Consider the following 24,924-nt stretch of genomic DNA (forward strand, 5'->3'; position numbering starts at 1 on the left):
TTAGAGCAGCACTTAGGACGGATATCGTCCTGCTGTCCTGTCGCCATGCGCGCCTCGCGTTGCACGACAAATCAACCTGCTTCTTCACCGGCCAGTTCGCAATCCGTTCGGGCCTTAGCTGCTCTCGCTCTCGCATTCGCTTTCGTTGACAAGGCGTTTTTGTCGGCGCCGGTCGAGCCACCAGGCCAGGACAGGCATCGCCAGAAAACCACCCGGTGACACAAATAGCACCATGTAAGGGCTGAGCGATGCCAGCTTGCGCAATTGAGCACGGATCTTTCGCCGGTCGGTCTCGGTCCAGCGATAGCCGTTGCGTTGCTTCATTAGCAGTTGCATCAGCCCGCGCACCTGCGCCATTTCCTGCCAAAGCCTGATTCGCTCTCGATTTTGTACCGCCCACAGATGTTGTACGAAACGGCGTGTGAGCTGCACGGGTGCTTTCACGACGGAAAGTAGGTGTGGGTTCACGTTGCTCGATTGTTGGAATGATTGGCATGGGCAATAGGCGGGTTCTCACGCCGGCTGTAATAATTCTACGGTAGTTCATGATGCTTGCTGAAAAACATTGTTCTGTCACGCATGCACGGACTAGGTGCTTACGCCTGATTCAAGGTAACTGCAATGCATTGCGCTCGAGCCGCTGGAAGTACTCGCCTTCCAGCTTACGCAAGGACATCGTTTGTAAAGCGGTGTTGAACGCCTGTTGCATCACTTTGCCTTCCGCCGAATGCCGGAAACATATATGCAGCGGCAACTCCGCGAGCGGCTTGTCATGAAAGGCGATTTGCTCTCGCTCACGCGCAATGCTGGGCTCGCTCAGCAACAGATAGCGTAACACCAGCTTGTCGATGACCACGGCATTTACCCGACCTGCCAGCAGCTTACGCAGGTTAAGCATATCGCTCGGCGACGCATCCGGTGCCAGTTTGCCGTCGCGTACCATCGCGTCCAATGCCGGCCCGTTGGAAAAGCCGGCGACCACGCCTATCTTCAGGGTAGTCAGGTCTTGCACGCTGATCCAGTTGACCGGCGCGCTTTTCAGATAAGCGAGGCCGACAGTGCTACTGCCGATCGGCAGTGAAAAATGGCAGCTACGGGCACGTTCTTTCGTGAAATAGGCAGGAAAATAGCCTGCGTAGCGGATGTCCCGCGAACCCAGCTGGACTGCCCGGGTCCAGGGAAAATACTCGATTCTGATCTGATAGCCGCTCGCACGCGCCGCACTTTCGGCGACAAAGCTCGACCAGCCTTCCTGTTCAAGCGAACCATTTACATAGGGCAGCCAGTCCAGGCTGGCAAGCCGCATTGTTTTTGGCAGGTCGGCGGCGGAAGCCGGCAAGCTCACTGGCAGCGCCGCGCATAACAGGCCAAGCAACAGACCGCGAATCATTTCTTTGCCCCCTTGCTGGTATCCAGCATGCGTCGTTGTACTAGTAGGGTGGCGTGCATTAACTGCGTCAAATCTCACCAATTCATCCAATCTTTATGGGATTAGTGTAGCTGTTTGCAGGAAAGATGTCGCGATTCGTGTAGAAAAGCAAGTCGTGCGTCGCAGCAGTACTACGCACCTGAAGTCAAAAAGCCGTAGTGATTCATGGGAGGGATGCAGGCATGCGATCGCTTGCGGAACTTCGCTGCTTCAACCGGTTTAACCAGATGCAAGTCGACGCTGGCGTCCAATGTCGGGCAGCGAAGCGCCATACCCAGAACGGGTGTTGATGAGTTGCTGGCCATCGCGGTCAGACAGCACGATTGTTACCGGAACCAGAACTGCGGTCGCGGCCAGCGTTAAGTAGGTGGGGACTTTCAAGTGCCGAGGTCTTCCCGAAAATTGACGTCGCCTAACCCGGCAACGCCGTCCTGGCATTATGCCGGGGCTTTAACTTTTTCTGAAAGCGCTTGGCGAGTCTCGGAGCACAAGATTAAAAATGCCCGTATCAACGTTTTCGACCTGGATGCAGGCCTAACTGCTCAGCGCGCGCATCTCGCTGTACAGGTTGGCTTTTCCTTCAAAGCCGATACCCACCAGTTCCGGCATGTGCACGTAACCGTTGACGACTTCGACGCCATCCGGGAAACCGCCGAAAGGCTGGAACAGGTCTGGATACGATTCATTGCCGCCCAGCCCCAGCCCGGCTGCGATATTGAGGGACATTTGGTGGCCGCCGTGCGGAATGCAGCGTGATGGCGACCAGCCATGCTGGCGCAGCATATCCAGTGTGCGCAGGTATTCCACCAGGCCGTAGCTCAGTGCACAGTCGAACTGCAGCCAGTCGCGGTCGGGGCGCATGCCGCCGTAACGGATCAGGTTGCGCGCATCCTGCATTGAAAACAGATCTTCGCCGGTCGCCATCGGTTTGTCGTAGTAATTGCGCAGTACCGCCTGCAGTTCAAAGTCGAGCGGATCGCCCGGCTCTTCGTACCAGAACAAGTCATACTGCGACATCGCCTTTGCATAGGCAATCGCAGTGTCCATATCGAAGCGGCCGTTGGCATCGACGCACAGTTTCTGGCCATCCTGCAGCACACTCATGATGGCATCGATACGGCGCAGATCCTCGTCCAGCGACGCACCGCCGATTTTCTTTTTGACCACGGTATAGCCGCGGTCGATATAGCTGCGCATTTCATCCTTCAGCGCGTTCAGATCCTGTCCGGGGTGGTAATAACCGCCCGCCGCATAGACAAAGATATCCTTGTTCACCGTGCCGTCGCCATAGCGTTCGGCGAGCAGGCGGAACAGCGGCTTGTTTTCGATCTTCGCCACCGCATCCCAGACCGCCATGTCAATGGTGCCGATCGCCACCGACCGCTCGCCGTGGCCTCCCGGTTTTTCATTGGTAAACATGCAGTTCCAGATCTTGTGCGGGTCAAGGTTATTGCCCACCTCATTGACCAGCGTTGCCGGATCGGCGGCAAGGATGCGCGGGATGAAGCGCTCACGCATCAGGTTGCCCTGGCCATAGCGCCCGTTGGAATTGAAGCCGTAGCCGACCACCGGTTTGCCGTCACGGATCACGTCGGTGATCACTGCCACCAGGCTCAGCGTCATCTTGCTGAAATCGATGTAAGCATTGCGGATGGGCGAACTGATCGGAAGTGTTTTTTCGCGGATTTCAACGATTTTCATTCGGGCACCTTACCTTTTCTTCAGAGAGAACCTGCATCAGGGAGAACACCAGCATACTGCGTAAGCCGGTCCGTATAATTAACGGTATTTCAATACACCATTCACCATCAGTGAAAACCGACTCTGCATCCGAGTTACAATTCTTTGTTGTTCTCGCCAAGAAAGCGAGCCTTTCGGCGACCGCCCGCGAACTGGACATTACGCCGCCTGCCGCCACCAAACGCCTGGCGCAGATGGAGCAACGGCTCGGTGTGCGACTGGTCAATCGCACGACCCGGACTCTTAGCCTGACCAACGAAGGCGAGCTTTATCTGGTCCACGCGACTCAGATCCTTGCCAGTATTCGCGAAATGGAAGAGCAACTTGCGGGAAGCCGTGGCTCGCCCAAAGGATTGCTGCGCATTAATGCCACGCTGGGCTTTGGACGAACCGCCATCGCGCCCATCATTTCCACGTTTGCACAGCATTATCCGGAAGTCGAGGTACAACTGCAGCTGACCGACCGGCCGATCAACCTTGTCGAAGAAGCCTTTGATCTGGGGATACGCTTCGGTGAATTGCCAGATACCCGGTTGACCGCACGCAAGATCATGTCGAATGCACGTTTCCTGTGTGCGTCACCGGCCTACCTGAAGAAAATGGGCGAGCCGCGCACACCGCAAGAACTGAGCACGCACCGCTGTATCCTGCATCGTCAGAACGATGATGCGCATGGCGTCTGGCGTTTGCAAAAAGGGCGCAGGACGGAATCGGTGAAAGTAGGAGGAACGTTGTCGAGTAACGATGGCGACGTGGTACTGAAATGGGCACTGGATGGACACGGCATCCTGATGCGATCCGAATGGGATGTCGCCAAATATCTGGACAGCGGACGCCTGCGGCCGGTGCTGCCCGATTACAAGCCGGCGCCCGCCGATTTGTTCGTGTTTTATCCAAGCCGGCGCAATCTGCCGGCCAAGGTGCGGACCTTCATCGATTTCCTGATCGCGGAATTCAAGCCGGCTTGATTGACGGCGGCTACCCAGTGCGAAGCGCTCTATACGCCCCAGTGCACCGCCTTCACGCCGAACAGCAGGCGATGGACTGTCATGACCAGCAGTGCGATCACGATGCCACCGAGCACTGCACGAACATCATGCCGCGACGTCGGCGTAAATGATTTCACCGCATGCCGGCTGGTTGCGGACAACAGGTCGATGATTGCGTACGCGAGAAAGGCGCCGAACAGCAACGTGGCCTTCAGTTCGCCGTTGGCCAGCATATGCACCGTCGCCCACAAACCAACTCCAATCAGCATTGGATGCTTGACCGTATGGCGGATATGGGTCTTCATGTTGGCCGCCGCCAGCAGGATGAAGCTGATGATCATCACCAGCGGCGCAATCATGATGGCAAATGGAAAGGGGGCAAACAAGTAGGGCTCGGACGGCGCGCGTGCATAGCCGACAACGATGAGAATCAGCCCGAGCGCGGAGACCAGCGAAAACATTCCCTTGTAGCGCTTCTCGCCCAGCGACGAGAACAGATTGTTCCGCATGCCGGTCAGCACCGGAACGAGATGGATGCCCAGAAACAGTACGAGACCCGTAATCAAGATTCCCATGACACGCCTCCTGAAGATAAACGTGAATGCGATTACATCACAGTTGCCGCGATGCGTGGCATTCATTGGGGCGGGAGGATAGTCCAAGGACAACGCAGGCAGCCTGCGTAACGATGCAACCGAATGCTATTTGAGTGGCGAGAGCTTATGCGGCGGACTTGTCGCCGGCGGAGTCCGAGTTGGCGCTATGGCCAAGGTCGATACCGAGTGCTTCGGCCAGCGCCTGCCCTATCAGCCCGGCCCCCGGGACAATATGTGCACGTCCTTCGCGCAGGGCCTGCGCAAATTCTTCCGCGGTCATCGACAGCGCTTCCTGCCGCTCACGGGTGCCGAAAATGTAGAGGTTGCGCAGCGGACTGACCCAGCCAAGACGCAGCCGCCGGGTGCGGTCTTCGCGCCCGATATCAACCCATGCGCCTTGCTCCAGCGCCTGTACCTGCGCATCGTATGCATCCGGTACCCGTTCGGGTTCCGCATTGGCCTGCCGCTGCAGGCGGCGCTCAGCCGCTTGTTTCGCCAGTGCCAGTGCAATCTGGACCTGGCGCTCGGGCGACAACTCCAGTGGCGCCCGCACAATTGAGGCGTGGCATTTGGCCAGATCGTTGAAGAACTTGACGCGCGCGTCATCATTCCAGCGGATGATGTCCAGCCATTTGTTGAGGCTGGCAACGATGGTGGGTAGCTTGGCGAGCAGTTCCTTGCGCTCTTCAGCCGTGATCTTCGGCTTCACGCTCCAGACCAGGTTGTCCATCGTTTGCAATGCATGATCGAGTGCCTGCGGTTTTTCATCCTTGACACTGTAGGCCAGAGTCAGCACCGGGACCCATTTGTCTTCCAGGAAGGCTTCGACGAAGGCAACGACCTCACCGGTGCCGATGCGCAGTGCAACCTGCTGCCTGGCTGCACGGCGCGCCTCGATCATTTTTTCATCCTGCAGCCGCTGTGCAATGCTTGTCTTCAGCGCCTGCAACGTCGTGGTTTCTTCGCGGCGCCGATACGCATCCAGATCCGATACCACATCAAGGAAAACAGCCGGCCGACGGTCGGCTTCCTGCGCGATACGGTCAATGCTGCGCACCAGGAGCAGGTATAGCGGGTCGGACGAGCCCTTGTCGGGATCCCAACCTGCACACAAACCGATCAGCGTGTCGATTGCGCGCCGCGCCGGATGTGAACGTTTGAAAAAGAACTCCGGCTGTTGCAGCGCCGCCTTCAGCACCGGTAATTGCAGGCGGAGCAGTGTCGACTTCAATTCTTCTGCGACATGCGGGTCACGCTGGATGACTTCAAAAATTTTGGCGACAAGTTCAAGAACACTCGCATCCGCATGGCTTAGTCCTTCGCGCGGTGCGTTGCGCTTGATCTCGTCGAGTAACCCGGTAAGCGATGCATCGGCTCTGCTCTTGTCGAAGCTGGTGAGATAACCGAGCAAGGCATTGCGCGCAGCGCTGGCAATTACCGCATCATCGTCGAATAGCGCCGGAAACCCGTTGGACAAAGGCTTGTCCGTGGATGTCGACGACGATGAAAACAGCCGGCGCAGCTGTGGCAGCAGCACATCGTCTTCTGGCTCTTCGAAGTCTTCGACGCCGCCGGCACCATTCTCGCCACGGGTTTTCCTGACCAGCTGCGGCATGACGCCCAGCTTGACCAGCGCCGTGTTCAGCGCATGCAGCAACGGCCCCATGTCCAGACAGAGTTCCGGTCCCAGCAGCGGATAGACGATGTGATGCGCAGTAACGTCTGGCTGAAATTCGCACCAGGCATCATGGATCACGGAAAGAAAAATGTGCGGACGAAAAGGATTCTCGGCAGTGATCAGCGGATTGCGTTGAAGCAGTGCGCCGAGACGCATGCCGAGCGCGACCATGCGCTCCGTATGTTCATTCTCGATGGCGCGGCTAGCCTTGACCAGGCAGAGCTTCTTGTCGATTTCAACGTCCGGCTCCAGTGAAGGCGGCGCATCGCCCGCATCAAAAGGCTGGAAATCCGGGTTGGCCAGCGCTTCGACTTCTTGCTTGAGCATGGCTCCGAGCCGGTCCGATACCACGTAGTAAAACGGATATCGATTTTTCTTCAGCAGGCTGGCCGCATTGAAATGCAGGCGTGCCTGGGCCGGATCGGCGCAGGATGCGGACGCTCGCAATAGCGCTTCGGAAAGTCGTGTCGTCAACCCGTCGATTTGGGCATTCGCTGCATTCGATGCGAGAACGGCGAGTTCGAGCAGGATCTCGCCTCGCCGTGACGCGGGAATAGCAGTGCTAGCTTTGTTGTCGGCGGAGCTGGGGACCATGAAGAGCTGCTTGTTAAAATGTGCAAAGAAACTGCAACGGTATCAGCGAGAGTTCTATTTTTGCATAACATTGCCTTGTGGCAAGTTTTATTTTGTAATGATACGTTACGAATACGGATATTCCGTGGATGAAAGATAGTGGCAATTTTGCAATTTTAGAGCAGAGCGGCTAGACCAAGTGGATGTGAGTTGGCACTTACCATTCCCTTTGAGCCATGCAAGACGTATTGCGAATTAAGTAAGGAGAAATAAGTAAGGAGAAATTCGGTTTCCTGGCCTTACTTTCCAAGTTTCGTGAAATCCTGCGCCCGCAGTCGCGGTGCCGCGAAATCGATGAAAGCCCGCACACGTGCCGACATGAGCTTGGAATGCGGGTAAAGCATATGGATCGGAAGCGGTTCAGCTTCGAACTTGCGCAACACTGGTTTGAGTTCGCCTGCGCGCACCGGCGCCTGGATCATATAAGACAAGAATGCACCGATACCAAGCCCGTCGCGACAGGCATTGATCGCCGCATCGACAGAATTGGTGATCAGGCGCGGTGTGAAGCGCACGTTCAGCGCGCGACCATTTTCACGGAACTGCCACTCACTGAGCACGCTTCGTCCGGAAAAACGTATGCCGGCATGGGCACTCAGTTCGCTCGGATGCGTTGGCGTGCCGTGCTGCTTCAGATAGCCAGGACTGGCACAGATCACTCGATGCAGGAGACCGGCAGGGACCGCATGCAAGCTTGAATCCACGAGGTGACCGATCCGTACCGCGACGTCGACGCCTTCCTCGATGAGATCGATGTTGCGGTCCAGCAGCAGCATTTCGACCGTCAGCTCCGGGTATATGCGCATGAATTCCGCTACCAATGGCGCAACATGCAGGCGGCCAAACAAGACGGGGGCTGTCAGCATCAGTTTGCCGGTCGGCTTGGCCTTGGCATCGAACAGTGCTTCTTCCGCTTCTTCCAGCTGTCCGAGTGCGGTCTTGCAGATAGCGAGATAGCGCAATCCTTCATCAGTCAGGTGAATGCGGCGCGTCGTCCTGTTGAACAGGCGTACGCCAAGGCTTTCTTCCAATTCCGCAAGCTTGCGCACTACCGTTGGCAATGAGGTGTCGAGCGCATTGGCTGCAGCGGTCAGACTGCCCTTTTCGGCAATGGCGATGAAAGTCTGGATACCACGCAGCTTGTCCATGTCGTTCGTGCGAGAAGAAAGAAGAGGCGCAGGAGATGCTGTCCGCTTATCGCGGACTGCGCCGGATTATCCTGAATTGCTTTAAATTACTCCGGATTATGAAGCAATTTTGTTTGTTTCATCCCATTTATTCAGTAATGCCTGCCGCGGACAATGGCGTCTCCATACCGACCAGGAGGCACAATATGCAAACCACATCCCCGATCAAGCTGTATCGCAGCATCGTGTCCGGCCATGCGCATCGGGCAGAACTGTTTCTTTCGCTGTTGGGTTTGCCCTACGCGACGATCGACATCGATCTGCGCGCGGGCGAGCAAAAGAGCGAAGACTTCCTCAAGCTCAATCCTTTCGGACAAGTGCCGGTCATCGACGACAACGGTACCGTGGTCGCCGATTCCAACGCCATCCTGGTGTATCTGGCGTTGCGATACGGCGATCAACACTGGATGCCACGCGACCCGGCCGGCGCCGCGCAAGTGCAACGCTGGCTGTCGGTCGCCGCTGGTGAAATCGCATTCGGGCCTGCGTTGGCGCGGGTGATCAAACGCTTCAATCGACCGTATGATATCGACACCGCGACCGCGATTGCCGCTCGCTTATTCACCGTCATGGACAAGCAATTGCAAGAGCGCCCCTATCTCGCCGCTACGCATCCGACCATCGCGGATATCGCTGCCTATAGCTATATCGCCCGCGCTCCGGAAGGCGACGTGTCGCTGGAACCCTATCCCGCCTTGCAGGCTTGGCTGAAACGCATCGAAACACTGCCACGATTTGTGCCGATGATTGAACTGCCACCGCATCCCGGCAAAGCCGCTTAGGAGATCGCCATGGATACCGCTCGTTCACCGCAAGCCCTCAATCCCGAGCCCTTCCATCGCGGAGAAATCGACGCGCAGGAACGCGCCGGTGTCCGCGCGCAGATGGAGAGAGTCGGTGCGGTCGTGCTGCGCAATTACATGCCCGACCAGCATCGTGAATTGTTCAACAAGCTGCCCACCCTGCTTCTCGGCGGTGCCGATGCGAATGCACAGGTCTGGGCGTCCATCATCTGGGGCAAGCCTGGCTTTATCGCTTCACCCGATGCGACCACGCTGCGCGTCGGTGCACGTCTGGATGACGATGATCCGCTGGCAGCAATGGTAAAACCGGGTGCCGGATTCGGTGCACTCGGCCTGGAATTCGACACCCGGCGGCGTAATCGTGCCAATGGCATTGTCACGCAGGTCGACGAGCTGGGCTTTACGTTTTCCGTACAACAGAGTTTTGGCAATTGCCCAAAATATATACAGACGCGGAACCTTGCGACCCGTGAGCCGGGAGGGCGCGACGCTCGACTGGTGTCAGGTACCGGAGCGCTACCGCCAGACGCGGTAGCGCTGGTCCGCCGCAGCGATACCTTTTTTATCGCAACCATGGCGGATGCCTCTGCTGGCAAGGCACATGGTGCTGATGTGTCGCACCGTGGAGGCAAGCCGGGTTTTGTGAACGTCGGCACGGAGGGAGAGCTGATCTGGCCGGATTTCGTCGGGAACAATTTTTTCAACACCATCGGCAACATTCTTGCCGATGGCCGGGCCGGATTGCTGTTTATTGATTTTGAATATGGCGACCTCCTGCAGGTTACTGGGAACGCCAGTGTCCTGTGGGATGAAGAAGAAGTAAGCCGATTCGAGGGCGCCAGGCGACTGCTGCGCTTTCAGCCCGAACGCTATGTACTCAGGAAAAATGCGTTTCCGCTGCGCTGGGTGCTACGGGAACAGTCTCCTTATCTGGAACCGACCGGCATGTGGAATTAAAACAGCAGCAGGCGCCTTTTGCGGCTCGCTGTACCGCATCAGCTCAACCTAAAAGGCCGACATTTACTTAATGTGCTGCTGCGCTTTTGCGAAATGTCTTCTTGTATAAATGCACCAGCGCAAGGACGATTGTGCCTACAACGAGACCGATTGCCATGTTGATGAGCAGCGGTGTCCCGAACGCTAAAACATTGCCCACGGTAGGCAGCTCCTGAGCTTCGTGTGCAGCATGCTCCGCAAAATGATGAAGGAACGGAAATCCGTGTGCAATGATGCCGCCGCCGACAAGGAACATGGCAACAGTTCCCAGAATAGAAAGTGTCTTCATCAGGTAGGGGGTGATCCACAGTATGAAGCGGCCTGCCGCTTTTTTCGCGCCATTGACACCAGCGGCAAGATAAAGCCCAAGATCGTCTAGCTTTACAACCCCGGCGACGACAAGATAAACACCAATCGTAAACAAAATAGAAATGGCAACGAGTACGGCGGCTTGAGTCATGAACGGCGCGCCTTGAAGCGTACCGAGTGAAATTACAATGATTTCGGCACTCAAGATGAAGTCCGTGCGCACGGCGCCTTTAATCTTCTCTTTTTCGGCGGCAAGTAACTGCTCAGGCGTCAATTGCACGTGATGGATGAGTTCAGCGTGGCGAGCCTTGTCTTCTGCCTCAGAGTGCAAAAACTTATGAAAAACCTTTTCGACACCTTCGAAGCAAAGGAATGCGCCCCCAATCATCAACAACGGCGTTAATGCCCAGGGTGCGAAGGCGACAAGAAGAAGTGCAATAGGCACCAAGATCGCCTTATTTATTGCAGAGCCTTTTGCTACAGCAAAAACTACTGGCAACTCCCGGCTCGGAGCGAAGCCGGTCACTTGATCGGCATTCAATGCAATGTCGTCTCCAAGTACACCCGCCGTTTTTTTCGCTGCGACTTTCGACATGGCTGCGACATCGTCGGCCAAAAATGCTATGTCATCAAGCAACGCCAATAAGCTGACAGCCATATTTTCAATCCTCGTTTCGGTACAGAATTTATTCCACGGTTTAATAGTTTCAGCTGACAGCACAAAATTGGTCCGTATCGCGCCGCTGATCTTTTTTTCCAAAGGCCGTTGCGCCGGCGATCGGATTTCACACGTAATTTAATTTAAGCAAAAAGTATGACTACCAAAGCATGGCAGCGAATGATGTCGCATTTTATGCTCTGAGCCAAAGAAATGGATGGCAACCCGGTAAATTTTGCATGGAATCCTGGCAAGGAAAGAAAAAGGCACCCGAAGGTGCCTTGTTGTTCAATATCGCCAAGCCTGAATCAGGCTTGGCTGATATTTACATTATGCTGCCAGACGTTTTTCCAGCTGAGCCTTGGTCGATTCCAGCTCGCCCGGCAAATGGTACTTCAGCTTGTCGAACAGCTCGGCGTGCAGCTTCAATTCGGCTTCCCATGCGCTCTTGTCGATCGAGGTGATCCGATCGAACTGCTCGCGGGTGAACTCGATGCCGTCCCACTTCAGGTCTTCATAGCGCGGTGTGACACCGAAAATGTGTTCGACGCCGCCGGCATTGCCTTCAATGCGGTCGAGCATCCACTTCAGTACGCGCATGTTGTCGCCGAAGCCGGGCCAGACAAACTTGCCGTTCTCATCGGTACGGAACCAGTTGACGCAGAAGATCTTTGGCAGTTCGGCCGGAGAAGCAGCAATCTTCTTGCCGATGTTCAGCCAGTGCTGGAAGTAGTCGCTCATGTTGTAACCCATGAACGGCAGCATCGCGAACGGATCGCGCCGCACCACGCCCTGCTGGCCTGCGGCGGCGGCAGTGGTTTCCGAACCCATGGTCGCGGCCATGTAGACGCCTTCCACCCAATTGCGGGCTTCGGTGACGAGCGGCACGGTGGTCGAACGGCGGCCACCAAAGATGAACGCCGAAATCGGTACGCCAGCCGGATCGTCCCATGCCGGATCGATCACCGGGTTCTGGGTTGCGGCGACGGTAAAGCGTGCGTTCGGATGAGCTGCCTTGCGGCCGGTTTCCTTCGCGCTTTCCGGTGTCCAGTCCTTACCCTGCCAGTCGATCAGGTGCGCCGGCGCTTCCTTGGTCATGCCTTCCCACCAGACATCGCCGTCGTCGGTCAGCGCGACGTTGGTGAAGATGGTGTTGCCGCTGAGCGACGCCATGCAGTTGGCGTTCGAGCTGGTGTTGGTGCCCGGTGCCACGCCAAAGTAGCCGGCTTCCGGATTGATCGCATACAGGCGGCCATCGGCGCCCGGTTTGATCCAGGCGATGTCGTCGCCGATGGTGGTGACTTTCCAGCCGTTAAAGGCCTTTGGCGGAATCAGCATTGCGAAGTTGGTCTTGCCGCAGGCCGACGGGAATGCCGCTGCCACATAGTGCTTCTTGCCTTCCGGCGATTCAACGCCGAGGATCAGCATGTGTTCAGCCAGCCAGCCCTGGTCGCGACCCATGGTCGACGCGATGCGGAGCGCGAAGCACTTCTTGCCCAGCAGCGCGTTGCCGCCATAGCCGGAGCCGAACGACCAGATTTCGCGGGTTTCAGGGTAGTGAACGATGTACTTGGTTTCGTTGCAGGGCCACGGCACATCCTTTTCACCTTTGGCCAGCGGTTTGCCGACTGTGTGCACGCAAGGCACGAATTCACCGTCGGTACCGAGCACGTCGTACACGGCCTTGCCCATGCGGGTCATGATGCGCATGTTGACGGCGACATAGGGGGAGTCGGACAGCTCGACGCCGATATGCGCGATCGGCGAACCGAGCGGACCCATCGAGAATGGCACCACATACATGGTGCGTCCACGCATGCAGCCGTCGAACAGGCCGTTCAGCGTGACGCGCATTTCGGACGGAGCCATCCAGTTGTTGGTCGGGCCGGCATCTTCCTGGCGCGCTGAGCAGATGAAGGTGCGGTCTTCGACACGGGCGACGTCGGAAGGATCGGAGCAGGCCAGATAGCTGTTCGGGCGCTTGGCTTCGTTCAGCTTTTTCATGGTGCCGGCGGCAACCATTTCAGCGCACAGGCGATCATATTCTTCCTGGGAACCGTCGCACCAGTAGATGCGGTCGGGCTTGGTCAGGGCGGCGATCTCGGCTACCCAGCTGATCAGCTTTTGCTGCTTAATGTAAGTTGGCGCATTCAATGGTGCAATGCCTCCCATGACGGGTTGGTTCATAAGTTACTTCCTCCAATGCCAATAAAGAATTCTGTCTTGTCCCGGCACGGCAGGATCGTCGTTAGCTTGTGGCTCGGCTGGCAGTGGTAACCAGCGGTACGGCGGTCTTGTCGAACGCGGTCTCGGAGTGACCGCGCTGCAGCCCGAAAAATAGAATAATGGCCGGGCTGGTGGGTTCGCGCCAACGTCGAAAATGCGTTTCGAGGCGCGAAAAATAGGAACCGATTGTACACGCGGGGGTACCCTTGCTCAATGATTTACAACAAAAATGTAGGAGGAATTCTCGAGTTTTGTAGTAGACCTTTATTGTTTCTCGGCATACTTGTATCTTTCTTACGTAATTACCAAAAACTTGCTAAACCACCATGAAAATCGCGATCCTCGACGACTATCAGGACAGTGTCCGCCACCTAGATTGCTTCCGCCTGCTTGACGGACATGAGGTGAAGATATTTAACAATAGCGCACGCGGACTCGTCCAACTTGCGATACGTCTAGCCGACTACGACGCGCTGGTGCTGATCCGCGAACGCACTTCATTCAATCGGGCGTTATTACAAAAACTGCCGCGCCTGAAACTGATTTCGCAAACCGGCAAGTTGAGCGGCCACGTGGACGTGGATGCCGCTACTGAGCGCGGCATCGCGATTGCCGAAGGGGTGGGCGATCCGACTGCGCCGGCGGAATTGACGTGGGCACTGATCATGGCGGCAACACGCAAGATTCCACAGTACGCGGCAAATTTGCGTGATGGCTTGTGGCAGACCGCATCGGTAGCCCCAGAACTCAACACGCTCGGTACCGTCCTTAAAGGGCGCACGCTTGCCATCTGGGGATATGGTCGCATCGGGAGGATGGTGGCCGGTTATGGCAAGGCGTTTGGCATGGATGTGATGGTCTGGGGCCGTGAAGCTAGCCGGGCCGCTGCGGAGAACGACGGCTATCGCGCTGCAGCAAATCGCGAAAGCTTCTTCGCCGGGGCCGACGTGCTGTCACTCCACCTGCGCCTGAACGACGCAACCCGTGAGATCGTGACCGCGGAAGATCTTGCGTGCATGAAGCGCTCCGCTCTTTTCGTCAATACCAGCCGGGCGGAACTGGTGGCTTCCGGTGCACTTGATGGCGCATTACGTGCCGGTCATCCGGGATTTGCCGCGCTCGACGTGTTCGAAACCGAGCCCCTAACGAAAGATTTCCCCTTGCTGCGCTATGCCAATGTGCTGGCGACGCCGCACCTCGGCTATGTCGAAAAGGATAGTTACGAGATTTATTTCCGCGCCGCCTTTCAGAACATCGTCGATTTTGCCAACGGAACACCGAAAAACGTTTTAAATCCGCAAGTACTCGGATAATGCACACGTCGGGTGCACGCTCGAAATACGATAGCATGTACGGGCAACGCTTATTTCCTATCCAAGGTCAAACAAACAGCGGAAAGCATGCCTACAATGGTTTGACGCCACTCGATCAGGAGATTGCACATGCACAGCGTTGCCCAAATTCTGAAGAATAAAAGCAATACTCAAGTCTATACGGTCACGCCGACCACCACCGTGCTCGATGCAATCAAGCTGATGGCGGAACGCGGCATCGGCGCCCTGCTCGTCATGGAAGGCGAAAAAATCGTCGGCATCGTGACCGAGCGCGACTATGCGCGCAAAGTGGTGCTGAAGGGCCGTGCGTCCAATGAAACGCCGGTGCGCGACATCATGACGACTTCGGTGATGTACGTGCGACCGGATACAACCAATGAGCAATGCATGGCGCTGATGACCGAGAACCGCCTGCGGCATTTGCCGGTCATGGAAAACGAAAAGCTCGTCGGTCTGGTTTCCATCGGCGACCTGGTAGCCGACATCATCTCGGAACAGCAATTCATCATTGAACAGATGGAACACTACATTCGTGGAGAGCGATAACGCGTCACCGTAGATCTCCTGTCAGGCTGACGGAACTATAGCCACATGCCGACCTCCTATCGGAACGCATCACCGCAAACACCCGTCCACTCACTGGCCGCTGAAATCCCTTTCGGCATGTTGTACGGCGCGCTAGCTAACCACAGGAACGATTACAGGAGATAACTATGGGACTCGGATTCGACATCGGCCGTATTCTGGAGCAATACAGTGGCGCTGGCGCTGGCCGCGCATCGCATGAAGTGGAACAGGACTTCGATAACATCGCGCAAAATTCTCCGCAGGAAGATTTACGTGACGGCTTAAGCCAAGCCTTCCGTTCCGATCAGACACCACCGTTCAGCAACATGGTGGGCCAGCTCTTCAATCAGGCTGACACGAACCAGCGTACAGGCATGCTGAACCAGTTGCTGGGTGCGATCGGCCCTTCTGTACTCGCCTCGGTACTGGGCAGTGGCGCCCTAGGTGGCTTGGGCGGCCTGCTCAATCGCGGTGGCGGTGGACAGCAAGTACAGCTGACACCGGAACAGGTTGACCAGCTTAGTCCGCAGCAAGTCGAGGAACTGGCTGCACATGCCGAACGCGAAAATCCCGGCGTCATTGATCGCATGAGTAGTTTCTATGCCCAGAACCCAACCCTGGTTAAAGCGCTGGGCGGCGCCGCGCTGGCGATTGCCCTTGGTCATATGTCGCAACGCCGACGCTAAGTAGCCAGCTAATCCACCGATACGCAACATCCTCAAAGCGCCGTGCCTCCATTAAGGGCACGGCGCTTTGGTTCTCGCGTACCGTTTCCGGCCATTCAGCAAGCTTGGGCGGCTTTGGTTACACTGGGATCCTCGTTTTCCGGAGCAGCCATGCAACCCAAATTGTGGTCCCTCACCCTCGGCAATTTCGCCATCGGCACCGGCGTCATGGTCGTGCCCGGCATGCTCAATGAGCTTGCTGCCGACCTCGTGATTTCGCATGCCATGGTTGGCATGCTGATTTCCGGCTTTGCGATGATGATCTGCGTCGGCGGCCCTTTTCTTGCAAGCTGGACCACAGCGGTTAACCGGCGCAAGCTGCTCACCGCTTCCCTCGTGCTTTACGCTGTCATGCATGGGATTGCCGCACTGGCGCCGGACTATACCAGCCTGCTAGTAATACGCATCGTGACGGCCATTGGCGCCGCACTTTTCACTGCCCAGGCCGCAGCGACCGCAGGCTTGATGGTGCCTATCGCAATGCGCGGCAAGGCGATCGGCCTGGTATTCCTCGGCTGGTCGATTGCCGCGGTGGTCGGCACGCCGCTCGGCTCTTATCTGGGTGCGCATATTGGCTGGCGATCAACCATGGCGCTGGTCGGCGTAATCTCTGCGCTGTTTGCCGTCGCTGTCTGGATACAGATTCCCGCCAAACTTTACGTCGCGCCGATGGACCGCGCGGCATGGAAGGCGCTGTTTGCCAACACACCCCTGCTGCTGGCGATTTCCGTCACCGCGATCCAGGCGCTGGGCATGTTCACCATGTTCTCGTATATGGCATTGCTGCTGAAGGATTTCATCGGCGCGACGCCGACCGTCATCAGTCTCCTGTTCCTGTGCTTCGGAATCACCGGCGTCATCGGTAATGTGATCGGCGCGCGAGTGATGGACCGCATCGGGCCTATGCGTGTCGGCGTGGTGGCGATGAGCTGCATGCTGGCGGCGATCATCGCATGGCCGCTGTCGCGCGGCTCGCTGCCGGCAGCGGTAGTGCTCATGTTGTTGTGGGGCCTCGGCTGCTTTGCAATCAATGGCTCGCAGCAGGCACGCCTGGTTGGCATGGCGCCCTCGCTTGCTTCGGCATCGGTATCGCTTAACTCCTCCGCCATTTATCTCGGCCAGGCGGCAGGCGCCTTCCTCGGCGGTGTCATCGTATCGGGAGCGGGCACGGCCAACCTGTCGTATATCGCGGCGGTACCCATGGCGGTCGCCATCGCGGTATCGGTGATGGCAGGCAACATGGCGCAGCGCCGTCGCATGGCCGAGGCAGCATGAAAGTCATCAGTGTTAATGTCGGCGCCATCGGCGACCTGTTCGTTCGGCCATCGGAACACATCACGGAACCAGTGCGGCGCATCGCCACCGGAATTCACAAGCAGTCGGTCGCTGGTGCGGTCCGGGTGAACCGGCTTGGTCTTGAAGGTGATGAACAGGCAGACCCTACTGTGCACGGCGGGATCAATAAGGCCGTGTATGCCTATCCTTCCGAGCATTACGGTTTCTGGATTGCACAGCGTCTCGCGGCACTGAAGCGTGAAGAGCCGCTGCTGCCCGGCGCGATGGGAGAAAACCTCACGCTGCAGGGTTTGCTGGAAAAGGACATCTGGATCGGCGACTGGCTGCGCATCGGCACCGCGCTGCTGGAAGTGACGGAACCGCGCCAGCCCTGCTTCAAGTTCAACGCAAAGATGGGCTTTAGTCATGCGTCAAAGATGATGGTACAGGCCGGCAATAGCGGTTTTTACCTGCGTGTGATCGAACCCGGAGAAATTGCGGCCGGCGATGCGCTCATGCTGAGCGCCGGCCCGCGTGAGACTTCAATCTCGCAAATCAACGAAAGACGTCTGAAGGGGCGCCAGCGGGACTTGTTCTGACGCTGCTGCGCACCAGCGCGCTTCCACCGGTCCACAGACGCGTCCAGCCAGGTGGCCATGGCAGTGGCGGCCCCGCATACGGCGGCACACCGCGACGTACCGGAATCACCGGAAGGTGCTCGGGTACCGGTCCATCGCGATAATCCCAGCCCAAGGTATACGCATAATTCGGCAGCAAGGCTTCGCACACCGCATCGAACCATGCGGTGTGATCTTCATCGCGCTTCAAGGCCTGTGCGAGACCATGCGGATCGAATTGCGCAAATGCGTTCACCAGTTCCTTGGAAGTGGCGCCCGGCTGGTCACCCCAGCCGAGTATCGGGTTGAAGTTGTAATCCGCGCCGGATCCATACCAGCCTTCGCGCCATGCGCGGTCCATCCAGTTGCGCTGTCCGGTGAACAGGTGCCAGCGCCAGTGCAGGCCTGACGGTTTCGGCCAGCTATACAGGTATAAGCGTTGATAGCCGGCGCGATGCAGTTCGCGCACCATGGCCATCAGCCGCGCGTGCGGCATGCGGTCCGGCGGATCGCGCCGGAAACGGATCGGCTCGCCATCGGCGTGCTGCAACTCGTCATGGGAAAGATTCAGGTCGAGCGTGCGCACCTCGTCACCGAAACGGGCCGAAATCCAGCCGGTCAGCAGATTGACCGACGTGATAACGCCATAGCCTCGGTGGCGGTGAAAAATGACGGTGCCGGGTGCAACAGGTTTCATAGGTCTATCACTTGCAATAACGGTTCTAGTTTAGCTTCATTCGCCGGACGGCCAGCAAAAAAACATCGCCTCTGGTCGCTCTCGATCAAGCACCAGCATTGCGCATGCCTCTGCGGAGTTTTCCCATACGCACCAAAACGGCGCTGGCTGTCTGTATAAGCACGCGGCGCGAATAGGGACGACAACAGACGTTGCCCTTGCCTGCTATTGCCTGGCCATTGCCTGATAACAGCAAAGGCAACGTTTGAGGCTTAAAAACGCCGGAAATTCCCTGCTGGCCTGCAAATTGCAAGAATGTTGCAGTGCACCTAAATGTGCTGCCCGCCTCGAAGCGTGTCTCTATTCAGGATGCGTGGAGAGATCAAAAAAAATAATGATCAGGACCGTCATCATGAGTGATTCAGCGCCCTTGCCCATCGACACATTTCTTCCGTACATGCGTGACGTCGTTCGCTGCGAGCAATCGCTGCGCGAACTGAACCTGATGTGGCGCATGATCGAAGCTTCCGCCAAGATGAATTGCCCGGTCGAAGCGAAAACCATCTTGCCGACCATGGCCGCGACCCGCACCGGCTTCAATCGGCTCGAACAGGAACTGGTGACCAGCCTGGTCACCGAAAAAGTCGGCAACGTGCTCGACGAGATTGGCACCAAGGCGCAGTATGTGATCGACATCGTGGTGCGCAATCTTTACGAGCGCACTGCCGATGTTGGCTTTCTTGCCACCGACCGTGAACTCTGCGCCTTTGTCGCCGGCATGCACGACGACGCCGACGCGATTCGATTGCGTCTGCGTGCTTACCGCAACAAATACACCGTCTACGATGAGATTATCCTGCTCGACGCCGAGGGCAACGTGCTGGTGCAGATCGATGAATCGTCACCACTCGAAGGCAGCACCGACCCGCTGATCCGGCAGACGCTCGCAGCGGAAAGTTATGTCGAGACCTTCCGCGCGACCGACTTGCGGCCGCTGAAAAAACAGGCGTTGGTTTACTCGCGCCGCATGCTGCACCCGGACACCGGCGTCGCGGTCGGCGTGCTGTGCCTGTGCTTCCATTTCGAGGAAGAGCTGGCCGGGATATTCAATTCACATCGTGATGCCGATGAACGCGCCAACATGCTGCTGCTCGATGGAAAAAACCAGGTGATCGCCAGCGCCGATGAACTCTGGATTCCGGTTGGTGCCGCCGTGCCGGTCAATCGCACGGCCAGTCCGCGCCTGATGGTCTATGGCGGTCGTGAATATCTGGTGCGGACCATCAGCGCCGAAGGCTATCAGGGCTACATGGGACCGCCCGGCTGGCAAGGCCAGGTCATGACTCCGGTGGATGTCGCGTTCCATGGCAACAGCAGCAATGCGCTTGCCACACTCGACCCGGGCGTCGCCGAAGGTCTGCTGTCGCACGCCCGCTCCTTTTGCCCGCCGCTGTTTGAAATCATGACCGCGGCGGATACCATCCGCCGCGTGGTCTGGAACGGCCAGGTGATGACCGCCGGCCAGCATGGCGAGCTGCTCAAGCTGAAAACCATTCTCGACCAGATCAGCGAGACCGGCAGGCGTAGCAATGAACTGTTTTCGCAATCGATCCGCGACCTCTATGGAACGGTGCTGGCATCGAGCCTGCGCGGTGCGGAATTCGTGTCGCACTTGCTGGTGGATTTACTTGACCGGAATCTGTACGAGCGTTCTGACGACTGCCGCTGGTGGGCGCTGACGCCGGAACTGCGCAATGCGCTGGCATCGGAAGAAAAGGATCACGAAACCATCGCCAGCATCACTGCGATCCTCGACTACATCAACCGGCTTTATACCGTCTACACCCGCATCTTCGTGTACGACAGCGAAGGCCGCATCATTGCCAGCACCAATCCGATGGAAGCCGGCGTCCCGGTGGTCGGCACGATGATCGATGCAAGCACCCTGAACAGCGTCATGGCCTTACGCAGCGAACAGGATTACTACGTATCGCCGTTCGCGCCCACGCCGCTGTACCGCAACCGGCCGACCTACATCTATCATGCGGCGATCCGTGATCCGCATCGCGAATCGACGGTGATTGGCGGCATCGGCATCGTGTTCGACTCCGAGCCGGAATTTTCCGCCATGCTGCGCGGCGCACTGGCTGACAAGAGCGGCATGACAGCGCTCTTCATCGATCGCAGTGGACGCGTGATCTCCAGTACCGATCCGACACGGCCGGTCGGCGCGCAGCTCGACATCGACCCGGAACTGCTGACTTCGGCCAACGGCAACAGCGCATCGCGCATCATTGTCCACGACGATCGTTACGCGATCATGGCTTGCACGGTATCCAACGGCTACCGTGAATTCAAGGTAGCCGATGGATACCGGGAGGACGTGCTGGCCGTGGTCTTCGATACCTTTGGCGAAGTACGCGAACGCAGTTCCGCAGCCAACCGCGAAGATACGGTACTGGAGACCGATGTCACCGCCAGCGTCGGGACCGAGTATGCAAGCTTCTTCATCGACGGCATGCTGCTCGCCCTCCCCGCCGCACACGTGCTGGAAGCCTTGCCGGCATCGGAAGTGTCACCGGTCTCGATGGGCGGCCGGCCTGAACGTATCGGCGTGCTGGCGCTGCAGCGCTACGGCGAGAACCGGCAGTTCGTCTGGGTGTTCGATCTGCGCCACCTGATGCGCGGCGCACCTGCGCATGTCGAAAGTAGCAGCCAGGTCATCATCGTCCGCTATGACGGGCAGGACATCGGACTGCTGGTCGACGAACTGCATGGCGTCCCGGAATTTCAGGCATCCCAGATCAAGCCCACCCCGTTTGCCGGCAATGCCGAAGGCTTGCTGGTCAAGCAAGTGATCCAGGCCAACGAAGGCCGCTTGCTGATCCAGGCGCTGGACGTGGCACAGCTGTATACGTGCCTGAAAGACCCCAGCCTGCCTACCGTACTAAACGTCACTGATGTGAACCGCCTGACCGACATGGCGTTCGGCGCAGATTTACTGGAGAAAGCAGCATGAAAGCCATCGATGATTTTTTAATGGGCGACAGCGCCTTGTACGCACGCCTCTGCATGACGACCGAAGTGCTTGGCCAGTTCGTGTCCTGCGCACCGCGTTCCCTGACCCTTGACCAGCTGGAGCGGCAAACGCGCATGCCGGTAAAGGACTTGCTGAAACTGTGCGCGACGCTGTGCCGCGAACAGCTATTGCGTCCGCATTCGGAACAGCCACAATGCTGGGCGCTGACCTGCGAAACCAGTAAACTGACGCTGGAAGATGCGTTCCGTTGCGTCGTGGCCGAACAATCCGGGCGTACCCGCGCCGCGAAACGCCGTGCACTGGCGGAGCCGCCATTGGCCGACACCGTCCATTGGGAAGTCGACATGCTGGTGATGCAGGCCTCGATGGAAATCAACCAGAGCGTGTCCCAGCACCTGCGACAGTTTTCGCTCGACCGGCTGAAGATGACCGCAGCCGGCATGTTCCCTGCGCGCCGAGGCAATGACGAGGCGCTGCGTGGGTGGCCGCCGACCCGACTGTTGTTTTCCTGAGGCGGATGACGGGTGTCGGCGACAGTCAAAGCGACTCGAGATAGTCACGGTAAAACGCAATGAAGCTGCGCACCTTGGCCGGCACATGCCGCCCCGGTGGGTACACGGCATACACGCCGCCACGCGGCAATGACCATTCCGGCAACACGTGCACCAGGTAACCGGCCTTGATGCCTTCGCTGGCCGCCTGCTGGTCCAGCACCGAGATGCCGGCGCCGTGCCGCAGCAAGGCGCGCAGGGCGCCCGGTGAATTGACCCGGATGCGTGATTTCATTTGCACGCTACACGTCTCGCCGGACGGCGCGCTGAATTTCCAGGTGAGCGGCGTTGGCAACAGGCTGAGCGCCAGCCATTCCTTGTCCACCAGTTCTTCGGGCCGGCCTGGTGTACCGCTGCGCCGCAGGTAATCAGGGGATGCCACCAGATACTGACCGAACTCGCCGAGCTTCACCGCGCGCAGCGAGGAATCCCGCAACCAGCCAAGACGGATGGCGACGTCGATTCCTTCGCCGACCAGGTCGGCGACCGTATCGCCGGCCCGCAGGTCGATGTGCAGATCCGGATGCAGGGCGGCAAAGCGTGCCAGCGCGGGCGCCAACGACAGCACCGCATGATCGACTGCCGCGGTCAGCCGCAGGGTGCCGCTCAGCCGGACCGCTTTTCCGGTGTCCCGTCCATCCTGCCCGACCTGCATCACCGCATCTTGCAATCCCTGCAGCAAAGGCTGGCATTCCGCATGCAAACTGCGGCCCGCATCGGTCAGTGTCACGCGCCGCGTCGTCCGATGGAACAGGCTGGTGCCCAATTGCTCTTCCAGACGGGCAATCTGTATGCTGACCCGGGCCTTGGCAATGCCGAGGCGTTCCGCGGCGGCGGTAAAGCTGCCGCATTCGACCAGCCGATCGAAGACCACCAGGCTGTTGAGATCGATTTGACCGAGCAGGGACATGGCAAGTATTGATTAGAAAAAAGTAACAATGAATTATCGATCTTGCCGTTTATCGAATCAATGCTTTCCGCGATGATGACTGCTCCATCGACACTTTCAAGGGGAACATCATGCACATCGCACTCATCGGCGCAAGCGGCTTTATCGGATCGGCTTTGCGCAAGGAGGCGCTTTCTCGCGGCCACGGCGTCACTGCCCTGGTTCAGCATCCGGACAAGCTGGCCGGGGACGACCATGGCAATGGCAAACTTCGCGCCGTCAAAGCTGACGTACTGGACCCGGCGCTGGCTGCGCAGTTGAAAGGCCACGATGCTGTGATCAGCGCATTTAGCGGCCATGCGCAAAGCGATATCTACGATTACTATCTGCGTGGCATCCGCGCCATCATCCGCGCCACGCAAGAAGCCGGTGTCCCGCGACTGCTGGTGGTTGGCGGTGCCGGCAGCCTGGAAGTCGCGCCCGGCTTGCAGGTGGTCGATACGCCGGAATTCCCGGCGCAATGGAAGGCCACCGCCGAAGGCGCACGGGAAGCACTCAAGCTGCTGCAGCAGGAAACACATCTTGACTGGACCATGCTCAGTCCTTCGGCGCATATCGCACCGGGGCAAAGAACAGGCAATTTTCGCCTCGGCACCGATCAATTGCTGGTTGACAAGAGCGGTGAAAGTCACATCTCGCTGGAAGACTATGCGGTGGCGATGATCGATGAGCTGGAAAACCCGGTGCATCCGCGACAGCGCTTCACCGTCGGTTACTGAGCCCGGCCCGATGTGCATCGGTGCTTGTGCAGCCAATGCAGCCAATGCAGCAACTGCACTACCGATGCGGCTTCATTTCCTGACTATCCGTGCCGGTTTTTCAGGCGCTGCGCCAGCCGGAACAGCGGGCCGATGCTGATCACCAGCGCCGCCAGCCGCGTCACATGGAATGCCGTGACGATCGGCACTCCAAGCTGGAGATTCTTGGCCGTCAGGCTCATTTCCGCAATGCCGCCCGGCGAGGTCGCCAGGATCGCCGTTGCCGGATGGATGCCGCTGATGTGTGCCAGCCCGAATGCAAAGGCGGCGGCAATGGCCATTGCCACCAGCGTGCAGAAAGCCACGCTGACCAGGTAGCGCGGTGCCGTATGGAGAAATTCCGGTGTAAAGCGCGTACCCAGCGAAATCCCGATGAACAACTGACCAAGGTGCACCATCCATTCCGGCAGTGCCGACAGATTGATGTCCGAGGCAGTCAGCGCAATCGTGATGGCCAGCGGTCCGAGCACGAAAGCATTCGGCGATTTCATGCGCTTGAACAGCAAGGCGCCCAGGATCGTCAGACCAATCAGCGCCAGCAAGCCGCCGTAATGCACGACCCGTGCTCCCGGAACGAAAGTATCCAGCCCCCGTATATCCTGAAACTTGAACAGGAAGGGAATGATCGCCACCACCATCATGATGCGCAGGCTGTGGGAAGCCGCGACACGGTCCACCTTGGCGCCATGGCGTTCGCCCTGGTTGGCCATTTCCGATGCGCCGCCGACCGCCATCGCAAAAAACGCCGTGGTGCGGTCAACACCCGACACCTTGTGCAGTAGCCAGCCGCAGGCCGCGCCGAGCACCAGCGCAAACAGTACGCCAAGCACGATATAGCCGCTATACGAGGCCAGCACCCGCACCACGGCTGGCGTGAAATACAGGCCGAGGGCAGCGCCGATAGCCCATTGCCCTGCTTCCCGCACGCGCACCGGGCATGCCAGCGATGTGCCGCCCATGCGTGCGGCAGCGGTGGCAAACAGAGGACCGATCATCCACGGCAGAGGCGTGTTGATCCATTCGCAAAACAACGCGGACACAAAGCCGATGGACAAGGCGAGCAGGAAAGGGCGAAAACGGATTTGAAGCATGACGAATGATGTGGATGCATCGGACAAACGAAAGGCATGTGCAGCAGGCATTGGCAACGCACGTCAGGACCAGCGGGGTATGCGACGTTGCCGACTC

The 24,924-nt window shown here is 58.1% G+C and carries 23 protein-coding genes; 11 read left to right on the forward strand and 12 right to left on the reverse strand.

Annotated elements, in window-relative coordinates:
• Window positions 1-114 precede the first annotated feature (114 nt).
• The 4 genes from ACFQUU_RS09370 to ACFQUU_RS09385 form a co-directional block, all read right to left on the reverse strand.
• On the reverse strand, window positions 115-468 hold the full coding sequence (locus ACFQUU_RS09370) for a hypothetical protein (RefSeq protein WP_382245988.1): 354 nt from the start codon (window positions 466-468) through the stop codon (window positions 115-117).
• A gap of 139 nt (window positions 469-607) precedes the next feature.
• Complete coding sequence (locus ACFQUU_RS09375) at window positions 608-1,390, reverse strand: substrate-binding periplasmic protein (RefSeq protein WP_382245991.1); 783 nt, start codon at window positions 1,388-1,390, stop codon at window positions 608-610.
• A gap of 258 nt (window positions 1,391-1,648) precedes the next feature.
• Window positions 1,649-1,810 (reverse strand): hypothetical protein, encoded by a 162-nt coding sequence (locus ACFQUU_RS09380; RefSeq protein WP_382245994.1) that lies wholly within the window; start codon window positions 1,808-1,810, stop codon window positions 1,649-1,651.
• 153 nt (window positions 1,811-1,963) lie between these two features.
• Window positions 1,964-3,130, reverse strand: coding sequence for a mandelate racemase/muconate lactonizing enzyme family protein (locus ACFQUU_RS09385; protein WP_382245997.1), 1,167 nt, complete (start codon window positions 3,128-3,130; stop codon window positions 1,964-1,966).
• A 110-nt stretch (window positions 3,131-3,240) separates the two neighbouring features.
• On the opposite strand from ACFQUU_RS09385, the gene ACFQUU_RS09390 reads away from it, so the two are divergent.
• Window positions 3,241-4,137, forward strand: a complete 897-nt coding sequence (locus ACFQUU_RS09390) for a LysR substrate-binding domain-containing protein (protein WP_382245998.1) — start codon at window positions 3,241-3,243, stop codon at window positions 4,135-4,137.
• A 29-nt stretch (window positions 4,138-4,166) separates the two neighbouring features.
• Here ACFQUU_RS09390 and ACFQUU_RS09395 read toward each other — a convergent pair whose 3' ends face one another.
• The 3 genes from ACFQUU_RS09395 to ACFQUU_RS09405 all read right to left on the reverse strand — a co-directional run bounded on the left by ACFQUU_RS09395 (window position 4,167) and on the right by ACFQUU_RS09405 (window position 8,213).
• Window positions 4,167-4,733, reverse strand: a complete 567-nt coding sequence (locus ACFQUU_RS09395; protein ID WP_382246001.1) for an NnrU family protein — start codon at window positions 4,731-4,733, stop codon at window positions 4,167-4,169.
• Window positions 4,734-4,878: 145 nt separating this feature from the next.
• Window positions 4,879-7,026, reverse strand: a complete 2,148-nt coding sequence (locus tag ACFQUU_RS09400; protein WP_382246003.1) for a DUF1631 family protein — start codon at window positions 7,024-7,026, stop codon at window positions 4,879-4,881.
• A gap of 278 nt (window positions 7,027-7,304) precedes the next feature.
• Complete coding sequence (locus ACFQUU_RS09405) at window positions 7,305-8,213, reverse strand: LysR substrate-binding domain-containing protein (RefSeq protein WP_382246006.1); 909 nt, start codon at window positions 8,211-8,213, stop codon at window positions 7,305-7,307.
• Between the two features lie 185 nt (window positions 8,214-8,398).
• On the opposite strand from ACFQUU_RS09405, the gene ACFQUU_RS09410 reads away from it, so the two are divergent.
• Window positions 8,399-9,034: a glutathione S-transferase family protein gene (locus tag ACFQUU_RS09410; protein ID WP_382246008.1), complete on the forward strand. Its 636-nt coding sequence runs from the start codon at window positions 8,399-8,401 to the stop codon at window positions 9,032-9,034.
• A 9-nt stretch (window positions 9,035-9,043) separates the two neighbouring features.
• On the forward strand, window positions 9,044-10,012 hold the full coding sequence (locus tag ACFQUU_RS09415; RefSeq protein WP_382246011.1) for a pyridoxamine 5'-phosphate oxidase family protein: 969 nt from the start codon (window positions 9,044-9,046) through the stop codon (window positions 10,010-10,012).
• A gap of 67 nt (window positions 10,013-10,079) precedes the next feature.
• On the opposite strand, the gene ACFQUU_RS09420 is transcribed toward ACFQUU_RS09415, so the two are convergent.
• Entirely contained in the window at window positions 10,080-11,018 is a 939-nt protein-coding gene (locus ACFQUU_RS09420; RefSeq protein WP_382246707.1) for a DUF808 domain-containing protein, read from the reverse strand.
• 330 nt (window positions 11,019-11,348) lie between these two features.
• Entirely contained in the window at window positions 11,349-13,205 is a 1,857-nt protein-coding gene (locus ACFQUU_RS09425; protein WP_382246014.1) for a phosphoenolpyruvate carboxykinase (GTP), read from the reverse strand.
• Between the two features lie 365 nt (window positions 13,206-13,570).
• Here ACFQUU_RS09425 and ACFQUU_RS09430 point away from each other — a divergent pair, with 365 nt between their 5' ends.
• The 5 genes from ACFQUU_RS09430 to ACFQUU_RS09450 all read left to right on the forward strand — a co-directional run bounded on the left by ACFQUU_RS09430 (window position 13,571) and on the right by ACFQUU_RS09450 (window position 17,744).
• A complete protein-coding gene (locus ACFQUU_RS09430; protein ID WP_382246016.1) occupies window positions 13,571-14,557 on the forward strand; it encodes a D-2-hydroxyacid dehydrogenase family protein in 987 nt (328 codons plus the stop codon).
• A gap of 129 nt (window positions 14,558-14,686) precedes the next feature.
• Window positions 14,687-15,124, forward strand: coding sequence for a CBS domain-containing protein (locus ACFQUU_RS09435; RefSeq protein ID WP_382246019.1), 438 nt, complete (start codon window positions 14,687-14,689; stop codon window positions 15,122-15,124).
• 167 nt (window positions 15,125-15,291) lie between these two features.
• The gene (locus ACFQUU_RS09440; protein ID WP_382246022.1) at window positions 15,292-15,831 is read left to right on the forward strand and encodes a hypothetical protein; all 540 of its coding nucleotides are present in this window, start codon (window positions 15,292-15,294) and stop codon (window positions 15,829-15,831) included.
• 150 nt (window positions 15,832-15,981) lie between these two features.
• Window positions 15,982-17,145, forward strand: coding sequence for an MFS transporter (locus tag ACFQUU_RS09445; protein ID WP_382246025.1), 1,164 nt, complete (start codon window positions 15,982-15,984; stop codon window positions 17,143-17,145).
• Window positions 17,142-17,744 (forward strand): MOSC domain-containing protein, encoded by a 603-nt coding sequence (locus ACFQUU_RS09450; protein WP_382246028.1) that lies wholly within the window; start codon window positions 17,142-17,144, stop codon window positions 17,742-17,744. Before ACFQUU_RS09445 ends, ACFQUU_RS09450 begins: the two co-directional genes overlap by 4 nt.
• On the opposite strand, the gene ACFQUU_RS09455 is transcribed toward ACFQUU_RS09450, so the two are convergent.
• A complete protein-coding gene (locus tag ACFQUU_RS09455; RefSeq protein ID WP_382246031.1) occupies window positions 17,701-18,459 on the reverse strand; it encodes an L-asparaginase in 759 nt (252 codons plus the stop codon). The two genes, ACFQUU_RS09450 and ACFQUU_RS09455, sit on opposite strands and share 44 nt — an antisense overlap.
• Before the next feature lie 391 nt (window positions 18,460-18,850).
• Here ACFQUU_RS09455 and ACFQUU_RS09460 point away from each other — a divergent pair, with 391 nt between their 5' ends.
• Together ACFQUU_RS09460 and ACFQUU_RS09465 are read left to right on the forward strand one after the other, a co-directional pair.
• Window positions 18,851-21,457, forward strand: a complete 2,607-nt coding sequence (locus tag ACFQUU_RS09460) for a chemotaxis protein CheW (protein WP_382246034.1) — start codon at window positions 18,851-18,853, stop codon at window positions 21,455-21,457.
• Entirely contained in the window at window positions 21,454-21,990 is a 537-nt protein-coding gene (locus tag ACFQUU_RS09465) for a hypothetical protein (RefSeq protein WP_382246037.1), read from the forward strand. Before ACFQUU_RS09460 ends, ACFQUU_RS09465 begins: the two co-directional genes overlap by 4 nt.
• 25 nt (window positions 21,991-22,015) lie before the next feature.
• On the opposite strand, the gene ACFQUU_RS09470 is transcribed toward ACFQUU_RS09465, so the two are convergent.
• Entirely contained in the window at window positions 22,016-22,939 is a 924-nt protein-coding gene (locus tag ACFQUU_RS09470) for a LysR family transcriptional regulator (RefSeq protein ID WP_382246039.1), read from the reverse strand.
• 110 nt (window positions 22,940-23,049) lie between these two features.
• On the opposite strand from ACFQUU_RS09470, the gene ACFQUU_RS09475 reads away from it, so the two are divergent.
• Window positions 23,050-23,697, forward strand: a complete 648-nt coding sequence (locus tag ACFQUU_RS09475) for an NAD(P)-dependent oxidoreductase (RefSeq protein WP_382246042.1) — start codon at window positions 23,050-23,052, stop codon at window positions 23,695-23,697.
• An 83-nt stretch (window positions 23,698-23,780) separates the two neighbouring features.
• Here ACFQUU_RS09475 and ACFQUU_RS09480 read toward each other — a convergent pair whose 3' ends face one another.
• Window positions 23,781-24,827: an AbrB family transcriptional regulator gene (locus tag ACFQUU_RS09480; RefSeq protein ID WP_382246045.1), complete on the reverse strand. Its 1,047-nt coding sequence runs from the start codon at window positions 24,825-24,827 to the stop codon at window positions 23,781-23,783.
• Window positions 24,828-24,924: the final 97 nt, after the last annotated feature.

Source organism: Herbaspirillum sp. GCM10030257 (assembly GCF_042666555.1).
In the GTDB taxonomy this organism is placed as follows: domain Bacteria; phylum Pseudomonadota; class Gammaproteobacteria; order Burkholderiales; family Burkholderiaceae_D; genus Noviherbaspirillum.

Coding starts and splice junctions, on each gene's coding strand:
- ACFQUU_RS09375 (WP_382245991.1), bottom strand. CDS start 1,390: ATGATTCGCGGTCTGTTGCTTGGCCTGTTATGCGCGGCGCTGCCAGTG.
- ACFQUU_RS09385 (WP_382245997.1), bottom strand. CDS start 3,130: ATGAAAATCGTTGAAATCCGCGAAAAAACACTTCCGATCAGTTCGCCC.
- ACFQUU_RS09395 (WP_382246001.1), bottom strand. CDS start 4,733: ATGGGAATCTTGATTACGGGTCTCGTACTGTTTCTGGGCATCCATCTC.
- ACFQUU_RS09400 (WP_382246003.1), bottom strand. CDS start 7,026: ATGGTCCCCAGCTCCGCCGACAACAAAGCTAGCACTGCTATTCCCGCG.
- ACFQUU_RS09405 (WP_382246006.1), bottom strand. CDS start 8,213: ATGGACAAGCTGCGTGGTATCCAGACTTTCATCGCCATTGCCGAAAAG.
- ACFQUU_RS09410 (WP_382246008.1), top strand. CDS start 8,399: ATGCAAACCACATCCCCGATCAAGCTGTATCGCAGCATCGTGTCCGGC.
- ACFQUU_RS09415 (WP_382246011.1), top strand. CDS start 9,044: ATGGATACCGCTCGTTCACCGCAAGCCCTCAATCCCGAGCCCTTCCAT.
- ACFQUU_RS09420 (WP_382246707.1), bottom strand. CDS start 11,018: ATGGCTGTCAGCTTATTGGCGTTGCTTGATGACATAGCATTTTTGGCC.
- ACFQUU_RS09425 (WP_382246014.1), bottom strand. CDS start 13,205: ATGAACCAACCCGTCATGGGAGGCATTGCACCATTGAATGCGCCAACT.
- ACFQUU_RS09430 (WP_382246016.1), top strand. CDS start 13,571: ATGAAAATCGCGATCCTCGACGACTATCAGGACAGTGTCCGCCACCTA.
- ACFQUU_RS09435 (WP_382246019.1), top strand. CDS start 14,687: ATGCACAGCGTTGCCCAAATTCTGAAGAATAAAAGCAATACTCAAGTC.
- ACFQUU_RS09440 (WP_382246022.1), top strand. CDS start 15,292: ATGGGACTCGGATTCGACATCGGCCGTATTCTGGAGCAATACAGTGGC.
- ACFQUU_RS09445 (WP_382246025.1), top strand. CDS start 15,982: ATGCAACCCAAATTGTGGTCCCTCACCCTCGGCAATTTCGCCATCGGC.
- ACFQUU_RS09450 (WP_382246028.1), top strand. CDS start 17,142: ATGAAAGTCATCAGTGTTAATGTCGGCGCCATCGGCGACCTGTTCGTT.
- ACFQUU_RS09455 (WP_382246031.1), bottom strand. CDS start 18,459: ATGAAACCTGTTGCACCCGGCACCGTCATTTTTCACCGCCACCGAGGC.
- ACFQUU_RS09460 (WP_382246034.1), top strand. CDS start 18,851: ATGAGTGATTCAGCGCCCTTGCCCATCGACACATTTCTTCCGTACATG.
- ACFQUU_RS09465 (WP_382246037.1), top strand. CDS start 21,454: ATGAAAGCCATCGATGATTTTTTAATGGGCGACAGCGCCTTGTACGCA.
- ACFQUU_RS09470 (WP_382246039.1), bottom strand. CDS start 22,939: ATGTCCCTGCTCGGTCAAATCGATCTCAACAGCCTGGTGGTCTTCGAT.
- ACFQUU_RS09475 (WP_382246042.1), top strand. CDS start 23,050: ATGCACATCGCACTCATCGGCGCAAGCGGCTTTATCGGATCGGCTTTG.
- ACFQUU_RS09480 (WP_382246045.1), bottom strand. CDS start 24,827: ATGCTTCAAATCCGTTTTCGCCCTTTCCTGCTCGCCTTGTCCATCGGC.